The organism is Enterobacter sp. BNK-18 (assembly GCF_047456135.1).
GTDB classification, from domain to species: Bacteria; Pseudomonadota; Gammaproteobacteria; order Enterobacterales; family Enterobacteriaceae; genus Enterobacter; species Enterobacter ludwigii.
Genome location: NZ_CP179899.1, coordinates 4,494,598 through 4,516,700, shown reverse-complemented (window position 1 = coordinate 4,516,700; position 22,103 = coordinate 4,494,598). Strand labels below are relative to the sequence as shown.

The window sequence follows — 22,103 nt, the reverse complement described above, 5'->3', positions numbered from 1 at the left end:
GTTAATTGAAATGGAAAAAGTATGAAGAACTGGAAAACGCTGCTGCTCGGTGTCGCTATGGTCGCGAATACCAGCTTCGCGGCCCCCCAGGTTGTTGATAAGGTCGCCGCTGTGGTTAACAACGGCGTCGTGCTCGAAAGCGACGTTGACGGTTTGATGAAATCTGTGAAGCTCAATTCGGGTGAAGCAGGTCAGCAACTTCCGGATGACGCTACCCTGCGCCATCAGATCCTGGAACGTCTGATCATGGATCAGATTGTCCTGCAAATGGGTCAGAAAATGGGTGTGAAGGTCACTGACGAGCAGCTCGATCAGGCCATTGCTAACATCGCGAAGCAGAACAACATGAGCCTGGACCAGATGCGCAGCCGTCTGGCCTATGATGGCATCAGCTATGCAACGTACCGTAATCAGATCCGTAAAGAGATGCTGATTTCGGAAGTACGTAACAATGAAGTCCGTCGCCGCGTCACGATCCTGCCTCAGGAAGTGGACGCGCTGGCAAAACAGGTGGGTAACCAGAACGACGCCAGCACCGAACTGAACCTGAGCCACATTCTGATCCCGCTGCCAGAGAACCCAACCTCCGACCAGGCTGCGGAAGCTGAAAGCCAGGCGCGTTCGATTGTCGAGCAGGCACGTAACGGCGGTGACTTTGGCAAACTGGCCATCACCTACTCCGCTGACCAACAGGCGCTGAAAGGCGGCCAGATGGGCTGGGGACGTATCCAGGAGCTGCCTTCCATCTTTGCTCAGGCGCTGAGCACGGCGAAGAAAGGTGACATCGTGGGTCCCATCCGTTCAGGCGTGGGCTTCCACATCCTGAAAGTGAACGATCTGCGCGGTCAGAGTCAGAACATTTCGGTTACCGAAGTTCACGCTCGCCATATTCTCCTCAAGCCGTCACCTATCATGACTGACGATCAGGCGCGCGTGAAACTGCAACAGATTGCCGCAGACATTAAGAGCGGAAAAACCTCGTTTGCGAATGCCGCGAAAGAGTTCTCTCAGGATCCCGGCTCTGCTAATCAGGGCGGCGATCTGGGCTGGGCGGCCGCGGATATCTACGATCCTGCGTTCCGTGACGCACTGATGAAGCTGAACAAAGGCCAGATGAGCGCCCCGGTGCACTCCTCCTTCGGCTGGCATCTGATCGAACTGTTGGATACCCGCAATGTTGATAAAACGGACGCGGCGCAGAAAGACAGAGCCTACCGCATGCTGTTTAACCGTAAGTTCTCTGAAGAAGCAGCAACCTGGATGCAGGAACAACGCGCCAGCGCTTATGTGAAAGTACTGAGCAACTAATGAAACAGCATCGTGTTGTGATCACTCCCGGCGAACCTGCCGGGATTGGGCCTGACCTCGTTGTCCAGCTCGCCCAGCGCAGCTGGCCGGTGGAACTGGTTGTCTGCGCTGATGCAACACTGTTACAAGACCGGGCAACGCTGCTCGGTCTGCCTTTAACGCTCATCCCCTACGTTGAAGGCCAGCAGCCTGCACCACAGCAAGCCGGCACGCTTACGCTTCTTCCTGTTCCACTTCGTACTCCCGTCATCCCGGGTCAGCTCAGTACCGAAAACGGCCACTATGTTGTAGAGACGCTGGCGCGTGCCTGCGACGGTTGCCTGAAGGGCGAATTTGCCGCCCTGATCACCGGTCCCGTGCACAAAGGCGTTATCAACGAGGCGGGGATACCGTTTACCGGGCACACGGAGTTCTTTGAAGAGCGCTCGCACAGCCCGAAAGTGGTCATGATGCTGGCGACAGAAGCAATGCGCGTTGCCCTCGTGACGACCCATTTGCCCATCAGGGCCATTCCGGATGCCATTACTCCGTCTCTTTTACGGGAGATCATCGGGATCCTGCATCACGACCTGCAAACCAAATTCGGCATCAAACAGCCGCATGTGCTGGTCTGCGGCCTGAACCCGCACGCCGGTGAAGGCGGACATATGGGTACCGAAGAGATCGACACCATTATTCCGGTGCTTCAAGAAATGCGGGCAAAAGGGATGAACTTAAGCGGGCCGTTGCCTGCCGATACCCTTTTCCAGCCAAAATACCTGGATAATGCGGACGCCGTGCTCGCGATGTACCACGATCAAGGCCTGCCCGTGCTAAAATACCAGGGCTTTGGCCGCGGGGTGAATATCACCCTCGGTTTACCTTTTATTCGAACGTCCGTTGACCACGGTACTGCGCTGGATCTGGCAGGCCAGGGGAAAGCGGATGTCGGCAGTTTTATTACGGCGCTTAATCTCGCCATCAAAATGATTGTTAATACTCAATGACTAATCGAGTCCATCAGGGCCACTTAGCCCGAAAACGCTTCGGGCAAAACTTCCTCAACGATCAGTTCGTGATCGACAGTATCGTGTCTGCCATTAATCCGCAGAAAGGTCAGGCTATGGTCGAAATCGGCCCGGGTCTTGCCGCTCTGACTGAACCCGTAGGCGAACGCCTGGACGAACTGACCGTTATCGAACTCGATCGCGATCTCGCCGCACGCCTGCAAACTCATCCGTTCCTGGGGCCAAAGCTGACGATTTATCAGCAGGATGCCATGACCATGAACTTTGGTGAGCTGTCGGAAAAAATGGGCCAACCGCTGCGCGTGTTCGGTAACCTGCCGTACAACATTTCCACACCGCTAATGTTCCACCTGTTTAGCTATACTGATGCCATTGCCGACATGCACTTCATGTTGCAAAAAGAGGTGGTTAACCGTCTGGTTGCAGGGCCGAACAGTAAAGCGTATGGTCGTTTGAGCGTGATGGCGCAATATTTCTGCAACGTGATCCCGGTGCTCGAAGTACCGCCAACCGCCTTTACGCCGCCACCAAAAGTGGACTCTGCGGTAGTGCGTCTTGTACCGCATAAAATAATGCCGTACCCGGTGAAAGACCTGCGCGTGCTGAGCCGCATTACTACGGAAGCGTTTAACCAGCGCCGTAAAACGATCCGTAACAGCCTGGGCAATCTGTTTACCGTTGAAGTGCTGACTGAGTTGGGTATTGACCCGGCAATGCGTGCAGAAAATATTTCCGTAGAACAGTACTGCAAGCTGGCTAATTACATCAGCGAAAATGCGCCGCCGAAGGAGAGTTAAGCCATGATTGATTCGCCCCGCGTATGTGTCCATGTACAAAGCGTTTATGTTGAATCCCAGTCCTCACCGGATGAAGAACGTTTTGTCTTCGCTTACACCGTGACCATTCGCAATCTGGGGCGGATGCCTGTGCAACTGCTTGGGCGCTACTGGCTTATCACCAACGGCAACGGCCGCGAAATCGAAGTTCAGGGTGAAGGTGTGGTTGGTGAACAGCCCCACATCGACCCTGGCGAAGAGTATCAATATACCAGCGGTGCCGTGATCGAAACGCCGCTGGGTACCATGCAGGGCCATTACGAAATGGTCGACGTCGATGGCAATGTGTTCCGCGTTGCTATTCCTGTGTTCCGTCTCGCCGTTACAACACTCATTCATTAATCTAATGTCTACATATCTGATTGGCGACGTTCACGGTTGCTACGATGAACTGATCGCATTGTTAAAACAGGTCGACTTTACGCCTGGACAAGATACGCTCTGGCTGACGGGCGATTTAGTGGCGCGTGGCCCTGGCTCGCTGGACGTTCTACGCTTCGTCAAATCACTGGGCGACAGCGTGCGCATGGTACTGGGCAACCACGATCTGCATTTGCTGGCCGTCTTTGCCGGGATCAGTCGCAACAAACCCAAAGATCGTCTCTCGCCTTTGCTGGATGCCCCGGACGCGGATGTTCTCATCAACTGGCTACGCCGCCAGCCGCTGCTGCAGATCGATGAAGAGAAAAAACTGGTCATGGCGCATGCCGGGATCACCCCTCAGTGGGATCTTGAGACGGCGAAAACCTGTGCGCGTGACGTTGAAGCGGTGCTGGCAAGCGACTCGTATCCTTTCTTCCTCGACGCGATGTACGGCGATATGCCGAATCACTGGAGCGAAGATCTTAGCGGTCTGGCCCGCCTGCGCTTTATTACGAACGCTTTCACCCGCATGCGTTTTTGCTTCCCGAACGGGCAGCTGGATATGTATTGCAAAGAGACACCGGAAAGCGCACCTGCGCCTCTTAAACCGTGGTTTGCCATTCCCGGTCCGGTGACCAACGCCTATAACGTGGTGTTTGGCCACTGGGCGTCGCTTGAAGGAAAAGGCACACCGGAGGGGATCTACGGTCTCGATACCGGCTGCTGCTGGGGTGGAGAGTTAACCTGCTTGCGCTGGGAAGATAAAACGTACTTTGTTCAGCCATCCAACCGACAGCTGGACTTAGGGGAAGACGAGGCCGTTGCCTCCTGATGAGGATTTCCCTCCCCCGGACGGGAGAGGGACATTCACTTAGCGACGTTCCAGAATTTCGAAGCAGTAGCTGTGGGAGTTCTGCGCATCCGCGTCGTGGAATTCACTGAAGACAGATTCCCACTCATCAGGATCGTAGTCCGGGAAATGCGTATCCCCTTCCACTTCCGCATCAATATGGGTCAGATACAGCTTCTGTGCTTTCGGCAGGAACTGTTCGTACACACGCCCACCGCCAATCACCATGATCTCCTCGGCATTACCGCATGCGGCAATGGCCTCGTCTACGGACTTCACCCATTCGACGCGATCGTCAGTGCCAGGCTGGCTACTGATAACGATATTTTTACGGCCCGGTAATGGACGACCAATCGACTCCCAGGTCAGGCGGCCCATCACTACCGGCTTGTTTAACGTAGTACGTTTAAACCATGCGAGATCGGCAGGCAGGTTCCACGGCATGGCATTTTCCATACCGATAACACGGTCCACCGCCAGCGCTGCAATCAGACTGATCATTGAAAATTTCCCGGATGCAAAAAATTGCCGCCACTATACGGAAAGCTTAATCTTTCGTCGACTGGCGGCTGAGTAAAGATAGAGAAATTTTTTAATATTGCTGGCAACTCCACTTCACGCGGAAGGTTTACTCTCCGGTTCGTCCGCCGGATCGCCGGTATGCTTGCCCTCTTCCGTGCCCTGCCAGCCGTGACGCTGGATAAGCGACAGGTGATTGCGGTCCTCGTTAATGATTTCCGTCAGCATCGCGCTGGTGCGTTTAAACACCGCTGCACGCTCGGTGGCTGTGCTGCCCGCCATCGCCACCATCTCTTCCACCATCTCGGTGTTAAAGCGGCGGAACAGGTCCGCACGTTCACGGGCTTCATAGGCACCTAGCCCCAGATTTTCCAGCGCCATCCGGCCAGACTTGAGCGCACCTTCGAACGTTTCACGCTCTGGCGCCTCCACACCTGCCTGACGCAGCCGGATGTAGTGATCCACATCGCGGGCGCGAGAGATAATGGTCAGCTCGGGGAAGTGTTCCTTGACCAGCTCCACCATCTGCATGCTGGTCTCCGGATCGTCGATTGCGTTAATCAACACTTCGGCTTTCGCCGCCCCGGCGGACTCCAGCAGATCGACACGCGTTGCATCCCCGTAAAACACTTTCATGTCGAATTTCCGCAGGGTCTCAACATGGTCGGGATCGTGGTCGAGGATCACCATTTTGACCCCACTCGACAACAGCAAACGGCCCACAATCTGCCCGAAGCGACCAAATCCGGCGATGATCACCCGTGGCTGCTCCTCGTCGATCTCGTCGGCTTCGCGTTCTTGCTCGCTCCCCGTTTTTTCCAGACGCGCCAGCACCACCAGCAGAACAGGCGTTGCGGCCATCGACAGTGCGACGGCAAGCGTCAGCGCTTTCGCCCACTCAGCATCCAGTACGTTGGCCATCTGCGCCGCGCCAAAGACCACGAATGCAAACTCACTCCCCTGCCCCAGCAGTACGGCAAACCAACGACGCTGCTTGTTGGGCACCTTTAATGGACGCGCTATCAGCCACAACATGCCCATCTTAATGACCAGGAAACCGACCAGCAGGATGAGGATCCGCAGCGGATGCGTTACCAGCGTGCCAAAGTCGATAGACATCCCCACGCCGATGAAAAACAGCCCCAGCAATAATCCCTTAAACGGCTCGATATCACTTTCCAGCGCATGGCGATATTCAGAGCTGGCCAGCAGCACCCCTGCCAGGAACGCCCCCATAGCCATCGATAGGCCGGCTTCCTCGAGCAGCAAACCAAAGCCAAACACCAGGAACAGCGCAACGGCACTGAAAACTTCACGCAGGCCGGAGCGAGCGACAAAGCGCAGCAGTGGTCGGGTCACGTAGCGGCCAAGCAGAATAACCAGCGCCAGGGCACCAACCACTTTCAGCGCGGAAAGCGCAAAAGCTCCCATGGTCGTTGAGGCACCGCTTGCGGCCAGCAGCGGGATCATCGCCACCAGCGGGATGGCGGCAATATCCTGGAACAGCAGCACCGAAAACGCGCTGCGCCCCATCTGAGAGACCGTCAGGTTGCGCTCGTTCATTGCCTGCATGGCAATGGCCGTAGAGGAGAGTGCCAGCGTCAGGCCGATGAGTGTCGCGACTTTCCAGTCCATGCCCAGCAGGATACAGAACCCGCCCAGCAGCAGACCACAGGCCACCATCTGCAACGCTCCCCCACCAAATACCGAAGCACGCAGTTTCCATAACCGCCGGGGATCCAGCTCCAGGCCAATTACAAACAGCATCAGCACGACGCCGATCTCAGCGAAATGGAGAATCGCCTCGGCATCGGTCACCAGACGGAAGCCCCACGGTCCAATGACACAGCCGGCAATCAGGTAGCCCAGCACCGAACCCAGCCCCAGACGTACCGCCACGGGTACAATCAGCGCAGCCGCGCCGAGGTAAATCAGCGCCTGTATCAGCGTATGGCTATCCATTGTTCGCCTCCTGCCACTCAAGTAACCGTTGTTTATAATGGCGTGCCTGCGCCTGCAACGTCTCATCATCGCAAACGAACGTACAGTGCATCGCAAAAGGAGGGAGCCAGTTCAGCCCACAATAGAGCGCCGTCGCCTGCAGCGGCTGTGACAGCACCTCAAAGCCCGGGAAAGCACCAATATCGAAGTGGCTTTCTCCCCCGCCGGTGGTCACGGCCCACATCAGGCTTTTACCTTTAAGCGCGTGACCGTTGTGGCCATACGCCCAGCCGTGGGAAAAGACTTTATCGATCCACAGTTTGAGGAGCGGAGGGGTGCTGTACCATTGCATTGGATGCTGCCAGATAATTAAATCGGCACGAGAGAGCGCCTCCTGTTCGGCGGCGATATCGATATTAAAATCGGGATAAAGTTGATAGAGGGAACGTATCTCTACGTTATCAAGCGTCCTTACCTGCTCAAGCATCCGTTTATTTGCATGCGAGTGATGCGGATAAGGATGTGCGTAAATTATCAGAATCATTAATTAGCCTGTTGTTTTACTGCCTTCTTTTACCAAAAGAGTGTAGTCAGTAATTCAACAGGCTAATAGTGAATATTATTGACGGGCTAACGTCAGAAATCTGAACTAGTTATCCAGTTCGCCCATGGATTTCACCTGGTCACGGTTGATCTGTTCAGTTTGACCCGTTTCGGCGTTTTTATAGGAAACCAGACCGGTGTCATCATCGACCTGCGGCTTACCGTCAGTCACTATCGTACGGCCATCCGTGGTTTTTACTGCCTGATTAGATGAACAGCCCGCAACGGTAAACATGGCGGTGGCAGCCAGAACGGACGCGATCAGTAGTTTATTTTGCATGGTGTTTTCCCCTGCTCTCAGTTGAATTTCGTTATCGACCTAACCATTTTAGGCTAACTGACTGAATGCGGTTGAAAAACCAGAAGGTTCTGAAGGTGGGAATAATACCCGGCAGCGAATACTGCCGGGTATGTTGGCTTACTTGTTAATCTGAGCGTGCATTTCCTGAACGGAAATCACCTTCTCGGTGGCATCAGCGTTCAGTGCCATCGCGGTGGCGAAACCACCGTTCAGGGTAGTGTCGTAATGCACTTTGTACTGCAGCGCGCTGCGGCGAATCAGCTTGGAGTCTTCAATCGCCTGACGACCTGCGGTGGTGTTAATGATGTAGGTGTATTCGCCATTCTTGATGCGATCCTGAATGTGCGGACGACCTTCATGCACCTTGTTCACCAGACGCGGATTAATGCCCGCTTCACCCAGCACAATGGCCGTGCCGTGGGTTGCATCCAGCTCGAAGCCCTGTTTCAGCAGCTTAGCCGCCAGGTCAACCACGCGCTCTTTATCGCCTTCGCGAACAGAGAGCAGCGCACGGCCAGATTTTTTCATGGTGGAGTTACTGCCTAACTGCGCCTTCGCAAACGCTTCTGCGAAGGTGCGGCCCACGCCCATCACTTCCCCGGTAGAACGCATTTCTGGCCCTAACAGCGGGTCGACGCCCGGGAATTTGTTGAACGGCAGTACCACTTCTTTCACCGAGTAGTACGGTGGGATAATTTCTTTCGTCACGCCCTGCTGTGCCAGCGTCTGGCCCGCCATCACGCGCGCCGCCACTTTCGCCAGCGGAACACCGGTAGCTTTAGAGACGAACGGTACGGTACGTGCTGCACGCGGGTTCACTTCAATCAGGTAGACTTCGTTGTCTTTGACAGCGAACTGGACGTTCATCAGACCGCGAACCTGCAGTTCGAAGGCCAGCTTCTGCACCTGCTGGCGCATCACGTCCTGAATTTCCTGGCTCAGGGTGTACGCTGGCAGGGAACATGCGGAGTCACCGGAGTGAACGCCTGCCTGTTCGATGTGCTCCATGATACCGCCAATCAGCACCATTTCGCCGTCACAGATGGCATCCACATCCACTTCAACGGCATCGTCGAGGAAGCGGTCGAGCAGAACCGGCGCATCGTTGGACACGCTCACTGCCGTCTGGAAGTAACGACGCAGATCAGCTTCGTCGTAGACGATTTCCATCGCGCGGCCGCCCAGCACGTACGAAGGACGTACCACCAGCGGGTAGCCAATCTCTTTCGCCTTCTCAACAGCCATCTCGATAGCGGTGACGGTGGCATTGGCCGGCTGTTTCAGCTTCAGACGGTCAACCGCCTGCTGGAAACGTTCACGGTCTTCTGCACGGTCGATTGCATCCGGGCTGGTACCGATTACCGGCACACCAGCGGCTTCCAGCGCGCGCGCCAGTTTCAGCGGGGTCTGGCCACCGTATTGCACGATTACGCCTTTAGGCTTCTCGATACGCACGATTTCCAGCACATCTTCCAGCGTTACCGGCTCAAAGTAGAGGCGGTCGGAGGTATCGTAGTCGGTCGACACGGTTTCCGGGTTACAGTTGACCATGATGGTCTCGTAACCGTCTTCGCGCAGTGCCAGGGAGGCGTGAACGCAGCAGTAGTCAAACTCGATGCCCTGGCCGATACGGTTAGGACCGCCGCCCAGCACCATAATCTTGTCGCGGTCGACGGACGGATTCGCTTCACACTCATCTTCATACGTGGAGTACATGTAAGCGGTGTCGGTCGCGAACTCCGCTGCACAGGTATCCACGCGTTTGTAGACCGGGTGCAGGTCATACTGGTCACGCAGCTTGCGGATTTCCGCTTCACGTACGCCCGCCAGTTTGGCCAGACGCGCATCGGCGAAGCCTTTACGCTTCAGTACGCGCAGGAAGTCAGCGTCCAGGCCATTGATACCCAGGTCCGCGACTCTTTCTTCCAGACGTACCAGCTCTTCAATCTGCACCAGGAACCAGCGGTCGATGTTGGTCAGGTTGAACACGCCATCAACAGAGAGGCCCGCACGGAACGCATCGGCGATGTACCAGATACGCTCTGCGCCTGCGTCCTTCAGCTCGCGGCGAATTTTGGTCAGCGCTTCAGGGTCTTCCAGACTCACTTTCGGGTCAAAACCCGTGGCCCCCACTTCCAGGCCACGCAGCGCTTTCTGCAGGGATTCCTGCTGAGTACGCCCAATCGCCATCACTTCGCCAACAGATTTCATCTGCGTGGTCAGACGGTCGTTTGCGCCGGCGAACTTCTCGAAGTTAAAGCGAGGGATCTTGGTCACAACGTAGTCGATGGACGGCTCGAAGGACGCTGGAGTGCGGCCACCGGTGATGTCGTTCATCAGCTCATCGAGGGTATATCCTACCGCCAGTTTCGCGGCCACTTTCGCAATCGGGAAGCCGGTGGCTTTCGAGGCCAGCGCGGAGGAGCGAGAAACACGCGGGTTCATTTCGATAACAATCAGGCGACCGTTTTTCGGGTTCACCGCAAACTGAACGTTAGAGCCACCCGTTTCTACGCCGATTTCACGCAGTACCGCCATCGAGGCGTTACGCATGATTTGATACTCTTTGTCGGTCAGCGTCTGGGCTGGCGCTACGGTGATGGAGTCGCCGGTGTGGATACCCATCGCATCGAAGTTTTCGATGGAGCAGACGATGATGCAGTTGTCGTTTTTATCACGCACCACTTCCATCTCGTACTCTTTCCAGCCAATCAGCGATTCATCAATCAGCAGCTCTTTGGTGGGGGAGAGATCCAGACCGCGTTCACAAATCTCTTCGAACTCTTCGCGGTTGTAGGCGATACCGCCGCCGGTGCCACCCATGGTGAAGGATGGACGGATGATGCACGGATAACCAACGTCAGCCGCAACAGCCAGCGCTTCTTCCATGGTATGTGCGATACCGGAACGCGCGGTGTCGAGGCCGATTTTCTTCATCGCCACGTCGAAGCGACGACGGTCTTCAGCTTTATCAATGGCATCGGCTGTCGCACCAATCATGGTCACGCCGAACTCTTCCAGCACGCCCTGACGCTCCAGCTCCAGCGCGCAGTTCAGCGCCGTCTGGCCGCCCATGGTAGGCAGAACCGCGTCCGGACGCTCTTTTTCGATGATTTTGCGTACCACTTCCCAGTGAATCGGCTCGATGTAGGTTGCATCTGCCATTTCCGGGTCAGTCATGATGGTGGCCGGGTTAGAGTTCACCAGGATAACGCGGTAACCCTCTTCGCGCAGGGCTTTACACGCCTGGGCACCGGAGTAGTCGAATTCGCAGGCCTGGCCGATCACAATCGGGCCAGCGCCAAGGATCAGGATGCTTTTTATGTCTGTACGTTTTGGCATGGTCTTCTCGGCTCCTGATTATTTAGCGGTCTTACGGTATTGCTCAATAAGTTCGATGAAGTGATCGAACAGCGGCGCGGCATCGTGCGGGCCCGGGCTGGCTTCAGGGTGGCCCTGGAAGCTGAACGCTGGCTTATCGGTACGATGAATCCCCTGCAGGGTGCCATCGAAAAGAGACTTGTGGGTCACGCGCAGGTTAGCAGGCATTGACGCCTCATCCACTGCGAAGCCGTGGTTCTGTGCCGTAATCATTACCGTGTTGTTATCGATATCTTTCACCGGGTGGTTCCCACCGTGGTGACCGAACTTCATCTTCACGGTGTTAGCACCGCTCGCCAGCGCCAGCAGCTGATGACCCAGGCAGATGCCGAATACCGGGATATCGGTTTCCAGGAAGGATTTGATGGCGTCGATAGCGTAATCGCACGGTGCCGGGTCGCCAGGACCGTTGGACAGGAAGATACCGTCCGGATTCATCTTCAGTATCTCTTCAGCAGAGGTTTTCGCCGGGACGACCGTCAGGCGGCAGCCGCGGTCGACCAGCATACGCAGGATGTTGCGCTTGGCACCAAAATCGTACGCCACCACGTGGAATGGCAGGTCGCTCTCTTTTTTCGCTTCCGGCAGGTCTCCCGCCAGCGTCCAGCTTCCCTGCGTCCAGCTGTAGGCTTCTGCTGTGGTCACTTCTTTCGCCAGGTCCATGCCGTTCAGACCCGGGAAAGCTTTCGCTTTTTCCAGCGCCAGGGCTGCATCGAGGTTATCTCCTGCGATGATACAACCGTTTTGTGCACCCTTCTCGCGCAGCAGACGCGTCAGCTTACGGGTATCGATATCAGCAATCGCCACGATGTTATGGCGCTTCAGGTAGGAAGAGAGGTCCTCGGTATTGCGGTAGTTGCTGGCAATCAGCGGCAGGTCGCGAATGACCAGGCCTTGCGCATGTACCTGAGAGGATTCTTCGTCAGCAGCATTGGTGCCGACATTGCCGATATGAGGATAAGTAAGAGTAACGATTTGGCGAGAATAGGAAGGATCAGTGAGGATTTCTTGATAACCGGTCATTGAAGTATTGAAAACGACTTCCCCAACCGCCGAACCCGTTGCCCCTATGGCCCGACCGATAAACTGGGTTCCGTCTTCCAGAACCAATAGCGCTGACTTAATCAAAACACCCTCCAGAGAATATTCACTCACTTTATTTGCATATTAATTCATAACCGCGTCATGAATCAATGCAAATGTGTTGCCAGCGGATTTTTGGCAAACGGCGGCATTCTGGGGATTTGGTGGCTAAAAGTCAACTTAAAACGGAGATTTGTCATATTCTTTTGCGAGCCTGAGAGAGCCAGGAGAGCTTAAGCGGCAAAAAGATCAGGTAAATCACTGCGGGAAACGCTTGCGCGGCAAGTTTAATGGGAAAGACAGCTTCGTGGCATCAAAAAGTGGACCAGACGGTCAAAATTTACATTCAGATAACACAAAACACGAAGAAGATATGAACTTTAGTGTGTAAATTCATGAAATGATGATGAAAGACATAAAATAAAAGGGCAATAAAATATTGCCCTATGCAATCAAAGCATTACGACTGCAATAACCACATCACGATGGGTAATAACGGTTACAAATTGTTGAGATCGAGCACATCTCGCATATCAAAAAGACCATTTCCCTTGCCTTTTAACCACAAGGCGGAGCGTACAGCGCCATTTGCAAACGTCATCCGGCTGGATGCCTTATGCGTAATCTCGACGCGTTCCCCAATATCGGCGAACATCGCCGTATGTTCGCCGACGATATCGCCCGCGCGGACGGTAGCAAAACCAATCGTGCCGGGAACACGTTCACCGGTGTGCCCTTCACGGGTGTAGACCGCGCAGTCTTTCAAATCTTTATCCAGTGCATGAGCAATCGCTTCCCCCATCGCCAGCGCCGTACCGGATGGCGCGTCGACTTTATAACGATGGTGCGCTTCAACAATCTCAATGTCGGTATAACTGCCCATGACCTTCGCTGCCTTCTCCAGCAGCTTCAGCATGACGTTCACCCCCACGCTAAAGTTTGCGGCGAAGACAATCGCAATCTCGTGTGAGGCATCCTGAATGGCCTGCTTCCCGGCATCATCAAAACCGGTGGTGCCGATCACCATTCCTTTACCGTGCTGACGGCAAAATGCCAGATGCGTGAGCGTGCCTTCCGGACGGGTAAAATCGATGAACACATCAAAGTCATCTTTTACCGCCTCCAGGCTGCTCTGCACGGTAACGCCTGTCTTACCCGCACCCGCCAGCTCACCCGCGTCAGCGCCAAGCAACGATGAGCCGTCACGCTCCAGCGCCGCGCCCAGTGCCACGCCATCCATCTGTAGTGCCGCCTGAATCAGCTGGCGACCCATACGTCCACCCGCGCCCGCAATGGCGACACGGATCTGTGCATCATGCATAGTTATTCTCTTACGTTAAAATGATGTAAACCGTTTTCAGATTAACCAGCCTTTGCAGATGCTGCCAACTGAAAACGACGATAATTAGAATTTAATGATAAACAGGAAGAAATATCAGCAAAAGGCATAATCTTCAGCGAAAACCGCACGATTCGCGGACCACCAGCGCGGGCGGTAAAATAATGCGTTTCGCCGGCTCCCGGTTCCCCTGTATCCGGCTGAAAAGCAACTCGCCGGCCTTACGTCCTATCTCCTTCGCGGCAACGGAGACGGTAGTCAGTGCAGGCTGTACCAGCCCGGCCTCGGTAATATCGTCAAAGCCCACCAGGGCAAAATGACGTCCCGGCTCGCGTCCCATTTTGCGTAAACACTGCATAACGCCAAGGGCAACAATGTCCTGGTAACATACTGCCGCGGTAATCTGCGGATGGTTCATCAACAACGCTTCCGCCACGCGCGCGCCATCACTCTGGCTTGCCTGTGAGGTGACGATCCATTCGGGATTCGGCGTCACACCATACTCCAGTAATTTACTGGTAAATCCGCCGATACGCTGAGCGCGAGACCCCGAATTCAGGCTACCGCCGATAAAGGCAATCTGACGATGCCCCATCCTCAGAAGATGCTCTGTCGCCATTTGCGTGCCAAGGAAGTTATCGGTTCCCACAAAATCAAAGTCCGGATCGCTTAGCGGTCGCACGACCATAATTGCCGGAATATTGCGTCGCTTAAGACCATCGAAAAAGGCCTGCGGGGTTTCTCGCGCGGCACACAGCACCATGCCACAGACGTTGTTACGCATCAGCGAATCCACAAACTTTTGCTGTCGCTCGGACGACTCTTCACTGTTTGCCAGGAACAGCAGAAGGTCGTGGCGTTCCATCTCATGGCTTAGACCTGCCGTCATTTCGCCATAAAAAGGGTTCGTGATGTCATGCAACAGGAGCCCCACCTGATTACTGCTGCGGTTTCGCAGGTTGGCTGCCGTCTGATTGTAAACATAGCCCGATTCATCCAGCGCCTGAAGTACGCGCTCCCGGGTCCGTTGCGAGATCCGCCCTTTATTACACAGCACCATTGATACGGTGGCGGTTGAAACCCCGGCGCGTTTTGCCACATCAGCCAGCGTGATACCCGTCATGATCGCTCCTTGTCGTTCACATCAGATTAATCGAATAACCTAAATTTTGCACTTTTGCGCGTGAGCCTCTTCACATAATGGCCGCCTTTTCGCCACTTATCGCCAGAACTGGCGGGTTAATCGCGTTAATCACCCTTCCCAAACAAGGTTAATCGAATAACCTTAAGCAACGAAGACGGAGAGAAAAGATGGCAACTTACGATAAATTCCCGGAAGTCGCAGTAGAGGGGTATGACGATTGTGCCTGGCAGGGCTGGGACGCGATTGTGCGCGAGCTTACCCACAGAGCGGGTCAATATACACGCACCGTGCTGGTCATTGACTGCTACCCCGGCGTCAGGCTGGAGGAACTGGAGACAAAACTGCTGCCAGCATTGGGGGCCACGCTGACGCTCAATGCCGAACAGATGCGTCTCGACGAACATGCTTTAAGCGGGTTGCTGGCCCGACATCTCACTGACGACCGCGTCTTCGGCGTGCTCTCCTGCCACCAGCTCGAGGAATTCATCGACCCGGTGAAACGCGAGGCGTTGCAGGCGCAGGTCGAACTGTGCCGCGAAGGGATAATCGTTATTTACGGGCCGGGTGCCGCGCTGGTTAATGCAGGCGATATTCTGGTCTACGCCGATTTACCGCGCTGGGAGATCCAGCAGCGCATGCGCAGCGGTGAACTGGCTAACTGGGGCGCAGCGAACCAACACGAGGATATTCTGCGTCGCTACAAACGCGCCTTTTTCATTGAGTGGCGCGTATTCGATCGTCACAAAACCCCGCTGCTACGGCGTACTGATTATCTCCTGGATACCACCCAGGCGGATGATCCGGCGATGGTCGGCGGCGATGCACTGCGCGCCGGGTTGCAACACACCACTCAACGTCCTTTTCGTGTAGTGCCCTTTTTCGACCCCGGCGTCTGGGGCGGACAATGGATGAAACAGAAATTCGATCTCGATCCCTCTGCGCCTAACTACGCATGGTGTTTTGACTGCGTGCCCGAGGAAAACAGCCTGTTGCTTCGTTACGGCGCGGTGCGGATCGAGATCCCCTCTCAGGATTTGGTGCTGCTGCACCCCCGGGCGCTGCTGGGTGAAAAAGTGCATGCCCGTTTTGGCGCGGAATTTCCCATCCGCTTTGACCTGCTTGATACCCTCGGCGGGCAGAACCTGAGTTTTCAGGTGCATCCGACCACGGAGTACATACAGCAGCATTTTGGTATGCATTACACCCAGGATGAGAGCTATTACATCCTTGAGGCAGAGCCAGGGGCTCAGGTGTATCTGGGGACCCGAACGGGTACCCGGCCCGAAGCGATGATGGACGACCTCAGACGGGCCAGCCGCGGTGAAAAGCCGTTCGACGACGCCCGCTTCGTCAATCATCTTGCGGCGAACAAGCACGATCATTTTTTGATCCCCGCCGGTACGGTTCACTGTTCTGGAGCAGGAACCGTGGTACTTGAGATCAGCGCCACGCCTTACATTTTTACCTTCAAGCTCTGGGACTGGGGACGGCTGGGAATGGATGGACAACCCCGCCCGGTTCATCTGGCGCATGGCGAAAAGGTGATCGACTGGCAACGCGATACGCAGTGGGTCGAACAGCATCTTGTGAATCAGTGTGAACCCCTCGGCGAAGGCACCGGCTGGCGCGAAGAGCGGACCGGGCTTCACGAACGTGAATTCATCGAAACGCGTCGCCACTGGTTCAATGAACCGGTAACGCACTCCCCCCACGGAGGCGTGAATGTCCTTAATCTTGTTGAAGGTGAAGAGGCGACGGTAGACAGCCCCGGCGGCGCATTCGCCCCGTTCGTCGTGCACTACGCAGAAACGTTTATCGTCCCCGCTGACGCAGGCGAATACCGTATTTCTCCGTCAGGACCGAGCTGCGGTAAATCCATTGCCACCATTAAAGCCTGGGTAAGAGGTTAACCATGATTCACATTATTGTGGCGACACACGGCCCGCTGGCCACCGCCCTGCTGGAAAGCGGAAAAATGGTGTATGGCGATCTCCCTCATCGACAGGCGGTATGTCTGAATGCACAGGCTGGCATAGCGGGGTTTCGCCGTGATTTCGCTGCGGCATACCACCGCGCAGGTGCGGGCGCAGACGGCATCGTCGTCCTGTGCGATATGCAGAGCGGAACACCGTGGAATGTGGCCTGTGAATACGCGTTTAATCCCCAGACGCATCCGCCGGTCGCCGTGGTGGCAGGAGTTAACTTCCCCATGCTCTTGCTCACCGACGACATCCTGATGGCCCGGGATGTCCATGCCGCCGCCGCGCAGCTCATCGAATTAACGCAGCCCACCCTGGTTCAGGCAAAACGGGTGGAATCCGCCCAGAACGACGATTTCTAAGGAGCTTATATGAGCATTTCGTTTGTACGTATTGACGACCGGGTGATCCACGGGCAGCTCGTCACACGCTGGGCCAAAGAGCTGCCCTGTGATGGCATCGTGGCAATTGACGATGCCGTCGCGGCCGATCCGCTGCTCTCGTCGGTAATGAAAGGCGCGGTGTCAGATACCAGAGTGTGGCTGTTCGATACCCTGACCGCCATCGAAAAGCTGCCGAAAGTGATTGCCAGCGATAAGCGCTACTTCGTGATTGGCAAATCGCCTGTCACCCTGCAACGCCTTGAACAGGCAGGCATAAGCCTGAAGAACGGCAATGGCAAAATTAACGTCGGGCCAATAAGTGCCCGCGCCAACACCATCACCATTGGCCCTAATCAGTCCGTAACGCCAGAGGAGGCAGCAGCCTTTGACTGGCTGACTGAACAGGGGCATGCCATCGAGTTTCGTCTGGTGCCCGATGCCAGTTTTTACAGCTGGCAGGACGCCCGGCAAAAACTGAAATAAGGAGCGCATGATGATTTTCGAAGCTTCTCTCATCGGTCTGCTTTGCTATCTCGGTGCACTCAGTAGTCCCTGGCTGTTTGGCCTGACGGGTGGCTGGTATCTCATCTCCCGCCCGCTGGTTTCGGGGATGCTGGTGGGCCTGATTCTGGGCGACGTTAAAACCGGGATCATGATTGGTGTGGCGGTGCAGGCCGTTTATATCGCGATGGTCACCCCCGGTGGTTCAATGCCTGCCGACCTCAATTTTGTCGCTTATCCCGCTATCGCGCTGGGGATTCTGTCGGGCAAAGGGCCAGAGGTGGCCGTGGCGCTGGCGGCGACCATTGGCATTGCCGGAACGATACTGTTTAACGCCATGATGGTATTGAACTCGTTCTGGAACCACCGCGCCGACGTGGCGCTTGAGCTCGGTGATGAGCGCGGAATTTATCTTAACAGCGCGGTCTGGCCGCAGGTGATGAACTTTGTTCTGCGCTTTGTGCCGACGTTTATCGCCGTCTATTTTGGCGCGCAGTACATCAGCGGGTTTATGGACAGTCTGCCCGGCATCGTGCTTTCGACCATGAACGTGCTGGGGGGCATCTTACCGGCCGTTGGGATCGCCATCCTGCTTAAGCAGATCATCAAAAGCTACAGCATGCTGATCTACTTCCTGGTGGGCTTCATATGCATTGTGTTCCTGAAGCTCAACATGGTGGCGCTGGTGATTGTGGGCGCCCTGCTGGCGTTAATTCATTACAACTACAAGCCGGAAGCGCCGCAGGCTGTCACGCCGGGTAGGCCCGCCGACGATGAGGATGAATTCTGATGGAAGACCGTAAACTGACCCGAAAAGATCTGCGCCGCTGCTGGCGAGCGTGGATGATGCATAACCTCTCTTCGATGAGCTTCGAGCGTCTGGAATCGTTCGGCTTCTGTCTGAGCATGTTACCGGTCGCCAAAAAACTCTACCCGGATGCCGCCCAGCGCACCGAGATGCTGCGCCGCCACGCCTCGTTTTACAACACGGAGCCGCAGATCGGTGCCATCGTAAACGGTATGGCGCTTGGGCTGGAAGAGAAAAAAGCCAACGGCGAGCCCATTGATGGCGAAACGATCAATACCCTGAAGGTGGGGCTGATGGGGCCAATCGCGGGGATTGGTGACTCAATGATCCCCGGCATGCTGATCCCCATTTTGCTGAGCATCGGTATGGCGCTTGCCGCCGGAGGAAATGTTCTTGGCCCGTTGTTCTACACCGTCGCCTGGCTGGCCATCATTATCCCGGGATCCTGGTTTCTGTTTCTGAAAGGCTATCAGATGGGCTCAGGGTCGGTCGAGATGCTGGTGAGCAGCAAGTCAACGCGACTGCGCGAAGCTTTGTCTCTGCTGGGTGTATTTGTGATGGGCGGCGTGGCGGCAAGCTACGTTAAGTTGGGCACCGGGCTGGAATTTATCACCCGTGACGGGGTTAACATCCATGTTCAGCAGATGCTTGACGGTATCTTCCCGCAGCTATTACCGCTTCTGGTGGTTCTGGGCACCTGGTATCTGATGGCGAGACGTGGCGTCTCCCCGGTCAGGGCCATGATTGTGCTGCTTGCGCTGGCGGCGCTGGGCGTCGCGTCAGGTCTGTTTGCCGGATAAGACAGCCGGGGCAATGCCCCGGTTTTTTATGGGTGGAAGTTATGCCACAGTTCAGCCACTTTATCCGGGCGAGAGATAAACTGAAAGCGAGCAGGATCGGCAATAAATTGCGTATAGACAGGCTCATCCGTCAGGCCGAATTCGCTGTAGCGACGCGGTGTGATCATCTGTAGCCGCCCCGGCAGATAATGCGTGTTGTGCTGCCAGATGATATGGCTCCCCTGCAGCAGCGGATACCAGGCCAGTCCTTTACGCGCCCGCACGGCATCATATTCAAAACCATATTCCCTGTCGCACCACGCACCGAAGGTCAGTGGTTCATCCGGCGAGGCAGAGATAGTGGCATGCCCCCAGCCAGGCGGAACCAGCACCTTTTCGCCCGGCCCGGCCAGTACGGCGAAACAGCGCCCGGGATCGTCCGCAACATACTCCTGCATATAGATAATGGCGCGCCCCTGCCAGATTTCATACAGCTCGGGCGGAGACCAGCCGCTGTGACGGCTTTTTCGGTGAACATGCCCCTGGCTGCGGATCGGCTCTTCACCCAGCGTTCCCGTCGCGTAGGTCACGACCCCAAACAGCAGCATGCGTTTTTTCAGCTCCTGCCGGTCTGCCAGACGGGCGACATCCATCGCAATAGCATAAACGTCTTCCGGGCCTGAGCAGTCAGGATCCCGTAACGACGCGCGGATCTCATCAAGCTTACGGATCTCTGGCATCGGGCCAGTGACGTCCTCACCGTAGCTGAACCCCAGCGGGTGCCGGGTGATGGTCATGTCCAGCCCAAAGTTATCCATTCTGAACCTCCCAGCCACCGTCAGTGGTCAATACCCGCACGGCAAAACCATCGGGTAACGCGGCATAGTCGTGTCCGGCTACGGCGGGCCAGACCGCGAGTGAAGAGAGCGTGGTCTCACCGGTATTGATTAAACGGTGGGCGGTAAAAGGCGCAATAATATGGACGGATCCCGGCATCACGCACTCCAGACGGGTTTCGCCGGATGTCGTCTGGAGTAAAAGCAGGCCACTTCCCCGCAGTCCAAAATAGACTTCGCCCTGTTCACGACGTTGATGAAAATGGCCACGGGTCATAAAGAATTCCCGGCCAATTTTACCTGCATGTAAATGGGTTACGCCGACAAACAAGGCCCCTTCCTGTGCAGGCGATTCCAGCATTTCGACGTCATACACCGTCTGATGCGGATCGCATTGTGCCCAGGCGTCTCGATCGGCAAACAAACCATTGAGATCGGCAAGGCGTGTGGATTTAAGAATAAGTGCGCCGCGGGCAAGTGTACCACTGGCCCAGGCCACCAGAGGCGGCAGGATAATATCTGAAGTCATCGTCTTCTCCGGCCCGAGGAGAACAACCCGCCCAGCATAACAATTTAAACGATTAACCTGCGCATCAAAGGCGCAATGTGTCAGGTGAATCACAGTTAATCAGCAATAAAAATGCCGGCCACTGACGTGGCCGGCATTCGGGTCATGCGCGAGGAAACTTACTCGACTTCGCGTGCGTCGATACGCAGCTCTTTCGGGACCTCGAAAACAATATTCTCTTCGCGTCCTTCCAGCGGGACCGCTTCGCCGCCGCCCAGTTCCTGCAGACGGGAAATCACGTTCTGCACCAGGATATCCGGAGCCGAGGCGCCGGCGGTTACCCCGACACAGGCCACGTTTTTCACCCATGCTTCCTGGATATCGCTGGAATCATCAATCAGATAGGCCGCTTTCCCCATTCGCTGCGCAAGTTCAGCCAGACGGTTGGAGTTAGAAGAGTTTTTCGAACCGACAACCAGCACCACGTCCGCCTGTTCAGCCAGAGCACGCACCGCTTCCTGGCGATTGGTGGTGGCGTAGCAAATGTCGTCCTTACGCGGGCCGACGATTTTCGGGAAGCGCTGGCGCAGGGCGTCAATCACGTCCGACGTATCGTCAACGGAGAGCGTCGTCTGGGTCATAAACGAGAGACGCGTTTCATTTTTGACGTTCAACGTAAACACATCTTCCGGCGACTCCACCAGGTACATCCCCCCTTCCGGGTTGCTGTACTGGCCCATGGTACCTTCGACTTCCGGGTGGCCGGCATGGCCAATCAGGATCGACTCTTCACCACGACGGCTGGCGCGCGCCACTTCCATATGCACTTTGGTCACTAATGGGCAGGTGGCGTCGAACACGGTCAGATCGCGGCTTTTCGCTTCGTTACGCACAGCCTGAGAAACCCCGTGCGCGGAGAAAATCAGGATCGCGCCGTCAGGCACTTCGCTGATCTGCTCAATGAAGATCGCGCCACGCTCGCGCAGGCTGTCGACGACATAACGGTTATGCACCACTTCGTGACGCACATAAATCGGCGCGCCGTAAATCTCGAGCGCGTTTTCAACAATGCTGATAGCGCGGTCTACACCGGCGCAAAAGCCGCGCGGGTTAGCCAACAGGATCTGCATTTCAGGCCTCCAGTACCGGATCGATCTCCAGCACTTCAATATCAAAATGGACGGTGCGCCCGGCAAGCGGATGGTTGAAGTCAACGGTGATGGAGTCACCATTGATTTCGCGGATCACGCCAGGCATTTCGCTGCCATCCATAGCGGTAAAGAGCATGATCGCCCCGATTTCCGGCTCACCTGCATCCATAAACTCGCGGCGCGAGAAGTACTGAACAAGGTCCGGGCTTGGCACGCCAAACGCGGCATCCGGCTCCAGCGAAAATGCCTTTTTCTCGCCTTCTTTCAGGCCAAGCAGCTGTTGCTCAAGACCTTCAGACAGGGAGGTGTCGCCGAGACGAAACAGGGCGGGTTTGCCGTTATTGCGGGTGGATTCAGCCGTGGAGCCATCATCCAGTTTCAGCGTGAAATGAACGAGAACCGCGCTGTTGCTCTGTACGGATTTAGACATGCAAATTGCTCGCTTGTTTTGACCCACCGGTGAGAGACGGGAGGCCAGACATT

22 protein-coding genes are annotated in these 22,103 nt (G+C 55.8%); 10 read left to right on the top strand and 12 right to left on the bottom strand.

The window, feature by feature from the left end; genetic code table 11:
* The first annotated feature begins 21 nt into the window (after positions 1-21).
* The 5 genes from surA to apaH are packed head-to-tail and all read left to right on the top strand — an operon-like array spanning position 22 to position 4,346.
* Complete coding sequence (gene surA / locus ACMGG3_RS21715) at positions 22-1,308, top strand: peptidylprolyl isomerase SurA (protein ID WP_014168597.1); 1,287 nt, start codon at positions 22-24, stop codon at positions 1,306-1,308.
* A complete protein-coding gene (gene pdxA / locus ACMGG3_RS21710; protein ID WP_014168596.1) occupies positions 1,308-2,294 on the top strand; it encodes a 4-hydroxythreonine-4-phosphate dehydrogenase PdxA in 987 nt (328 codons plus the stop codon). The genes surA and pdxA overlap by 1 nt, the downstream gene beginning before the upstream one ends.
* A complete protein-coding gene (rsmA, locus tag ACMGG3_RS21705) occupies positions 2,291-3,112 on the top strand; it encodes a 16S rRNA (adenine(1518)-N(6)/adenine(1519)-N(6))-dimethyltransferase RsmA (RefSeq protein WP_014168595.1) in 822 nt (273 codons plus the stop codon). The genes pdxA and rsmA overlap by 4 nt, the downstream gene beginning before the upstream one ends.
* A gap of 3 nt (positions 3,113-3,115) precedes the next feature.
* A complete protein-coding gene (gene apaG / locus ACMGG3_RS21700) occupies positions 3,116-3,493 on the top strand; it encodes a Co2+/Mg2+ efflux protein ApaG (protein ID WP_014168594.1) in 378 nt (125 codons plus the stop codon).
* A 4-nt stretch (positions 3,494-3,497) separates the two neighbouring features.
* The gene (apaH, locus tag ACMGG3_RS21695; RefSeq protein ID WP_014168593.1) at positions 3,498-4,346 is read left to right on the top strand and encodes a bis(5'-nucleosyl)-tetraphosphatase (symmetrical) ApaH; all 849 of its coding nucleotides are present in this window, start codon (positions 3,498-3,500) and stop codon (positions 4,344-4,346) included.
* Between the two features lie 39 nt (positions 4,347-4,385).
* On the opposite strand, the gene folA is transcribed toward apaH, so the two are convergent.
* The 8 genes from folA to ACMGG3_RS21655 all read right to left on the bottom strand — a co-directional run bounded on the left by folA (position 4,386) and on the right by ACMGG3_RS21655 (position 14,654).
* Positions 4,386-4,865, bottom strand: coding sequence for a type 3 dihydrofolate reductase (folA, locus tag ACMGG3_RS21690; protein ID WP_008502023.1), 480 nt, complete (start codon positions 4,863-4,865; stop codon positions 4,386-4,388).
* Between the two features lie 114 nt (positions 4,866-4,979).
* A complete protein-coding gene (kefC, locus tag ACMGG3_RS21685; RefSeq protein WP_040018605.1) occupies positions 4,980-6,845 on the bottom strand; it encodes a glutathione-regulated potassium-efflux system protein KefC in 1,866 nt (621 codons plus the stop codon).
* A complete protein-coding gene (kefF, locus tag ACMGG3_RS21680; protein WP_020882557.1) occupies positions 6,838-7,368 on the bottom strand; it encodes a glutathione-regulated potassium-efflux system oxidoreductase KefF in 531 nt (176 codons plus the stop codon). Before kefF ends, kefC begins: the two co-directional genes overlap by 8 nt.
* A gap of 105 nt (positions 7,369-7,473) precedes the next feature.
* Positions 7,474-7,707, bottom strand: a complete 234-nt coding sequence (locus tag ACMGG3_RS21675) for a YgdI/YgdR family lipoprotein (RefSeq protein WP_010427047.1) — start codon at positions 7,705-7,707, stop codon at positions 7,474-7,476.
* Positions 7,708-7,845: 138 nt separating this feature from the next.
* Positions 7,846-11,070, bottom strand: a complete 3,225-nt coding sequence (gene carB, locus ACMGG3_RS21670; RefSeq protein WP_014168589.1) for a carbamoyl-phosphate synthase large subunit — start codon at positions 11,068-11,070, stop codon at positions 7,846-7,848.
* Between the two features lie 18 nt (positions 11,071-11,088).
* Positions 11,089-12,237, bottom strand: a complete 1,149-nt coding sequence (gene carA / locus ACMGG3_RS21665; RefSeq protein ID WP_414149455.1) for a glutamine-hydrolyzing carbamoyl-phosphate synthase small subunit — start codon at positions 12,235-12,237, stop codon at positions 11,089-11,091.
* Positions 12,238-12,691: 454 nt separating this feature from the next.
* Complete coding sequence (gene dapB, locus ACMGG3_RS21660; RefSeq protein WP_047955034.1) at positions 12,692-13,513, bottom strand: 4-hydroxy-tetrahydrodipicolinate reductase; 822 nt, start codon at positions 13,511-13,513, stop codon at positions 12,692-12,694.
* A gap of 133 nt (positions 13,514-13,646) precedes the next feature.
* Positions 13,647-14,654: a LacI family DNA-binding transcriptional regulator gene (locus ACMGG3_RS21655; protein ID WP_073397157.1), complete on the bottom strand. Its 1,008-nt coding sequence runs from the start codon at positions 14,652-14,654 to the stop codon at positions 13,647-13,649.
* 188 nt (positions 14,655-14,842) lie between these two features.
* Here ACMGG3_RS21655 and ACMGG3_RS21650 point away from each other — a divergent pair, with 188 nt between their 5' ends.
* From ACMGG3_RS21650 to ACMGG3_RS21630, 5 genes are read left to right on the top strand one after another with little or no spacing between them, the layout of a single operon-like run.
* A complete protein-coding gene (locus tag ACMGG3_RS21650) occupies positions 14,843-16,585 on the top strand; it encodes a class I mannose-6-phosphate isomerase (RefSeq protein WP_414149454.1) in 1,743 nt (580 codons plus the stop codon).
* Between the two features lie 2 nt (positions 16,586-16,587).
* Entirely contained in the window at positions 16,588-17,016 is a 429-nt protein-coding gene (locus ACMGG3_RS21645) for a PTS sugar transporter subunit IIA (protein ID WP_025205457.1), read from the top strand.
* Positions 17,017-17,025: 9 nt separating this feature from the next.
* Complete coding sequence (locus tag ACMGG3_RS21640) at positions 17,026-17,520, top strand: PTS system mannose/fructose/N-acetylgalactosamine-transporter subunit IIB (protein WP_414149453.1); 495 nt, start codon at positions 17,026-17,028, stop codon at positions 17,518-17,520.
* A gap of 10 nt (positions 17,521-17,530) precedes the next feature.
* On the top strand, positions 17,531-18,328 hold the full coding sequence (locus ACMGG3_RS21635) for a PTS mannose/fructose/sorbose/N-acetylgalactosamine transporter subunit IIC (protein WP_025205460.1): 798 nt from the start codon (positions 17,531-17,533) through the stop codon (positions 18,326-18,328).
* Positions 18,328-19,146, top strand: coding sequence for a PTS system mannose/fructose/sorbose family transporter subunit IID (locus ACMGG3_RS21630; RefSeq protein WP_014168581.1), 819 nt, complete (start codon positions 18,328-18,330; stop codon positions 19,144-19,146). Before ACMGG3_RS21635 ends, ACMGG3_RS21630 begins: the two co-directional genes overlap by 1 nt.
* Positions 19,147-19,172: 26 nt before the next feature.
* Here the strand turns inward: ACMGG3_RS21630 and ACMGG3_RS21625 are convergent, their stop codons facing one another.
* The 4 genes from ACMGG3_RS21625 to fkpB form a co-directional block, all read right to left on the bottom strand.
* Entirely contained in the window at positions 19,173-19,943 is a 771-nt protein-coding gene (locus ACMGG3_RS21625) for a glucose-6-phosphate isomerase family protein (protein ID WP_020882549.1), read from the bottom strand.
* Complete coding sequence (locus ACMGG3_RS21620) at positions 19,936-20,490, bottom strand: glucose-6-phosphate isomerase family protein (RefSeq protein ID WP_020882548.1); 555 nt, start codon at positions 20,488-20,490, stop codon at positions 19,936-19,938. The genes ACMGG3_RS21625 and ACMGG3_RS21620 overlap by 8 nt, the downstream gene beginning before the upstream one ends.
* Before the next feature lie 158 nt (positions 20,491-20,648).
* Positions 20,649-21,599, bottom strand: coding sequence for a 4-hydroxy-3-methylbut-2-enyl diphosphate reductase (gene ispH / locus ACMGG3_RS21615; RefSeq protein WP_020882547.1), 951 nt, complete (start codon positions 21,597-21,599; stop codon positions 20,649-20,651).
* Position 21,600: 1 nt separating this feature from the next.
* Positions 21,601-22,050: an FKBP-type peptidyl-prolyl cis-trans isomerase gene (fkpB, locus tag ACMGG3_RS21610; RefSeq protein ID WP_020882546.1), complete on the bottom strand. Its 450-nt coding sequence runs from the start codon at positions 22,048-22,050 to the stop codon at positions 21,601-21,603.
* Positions 22,051-22,103 lie beyond the last annotated feature (53 nt).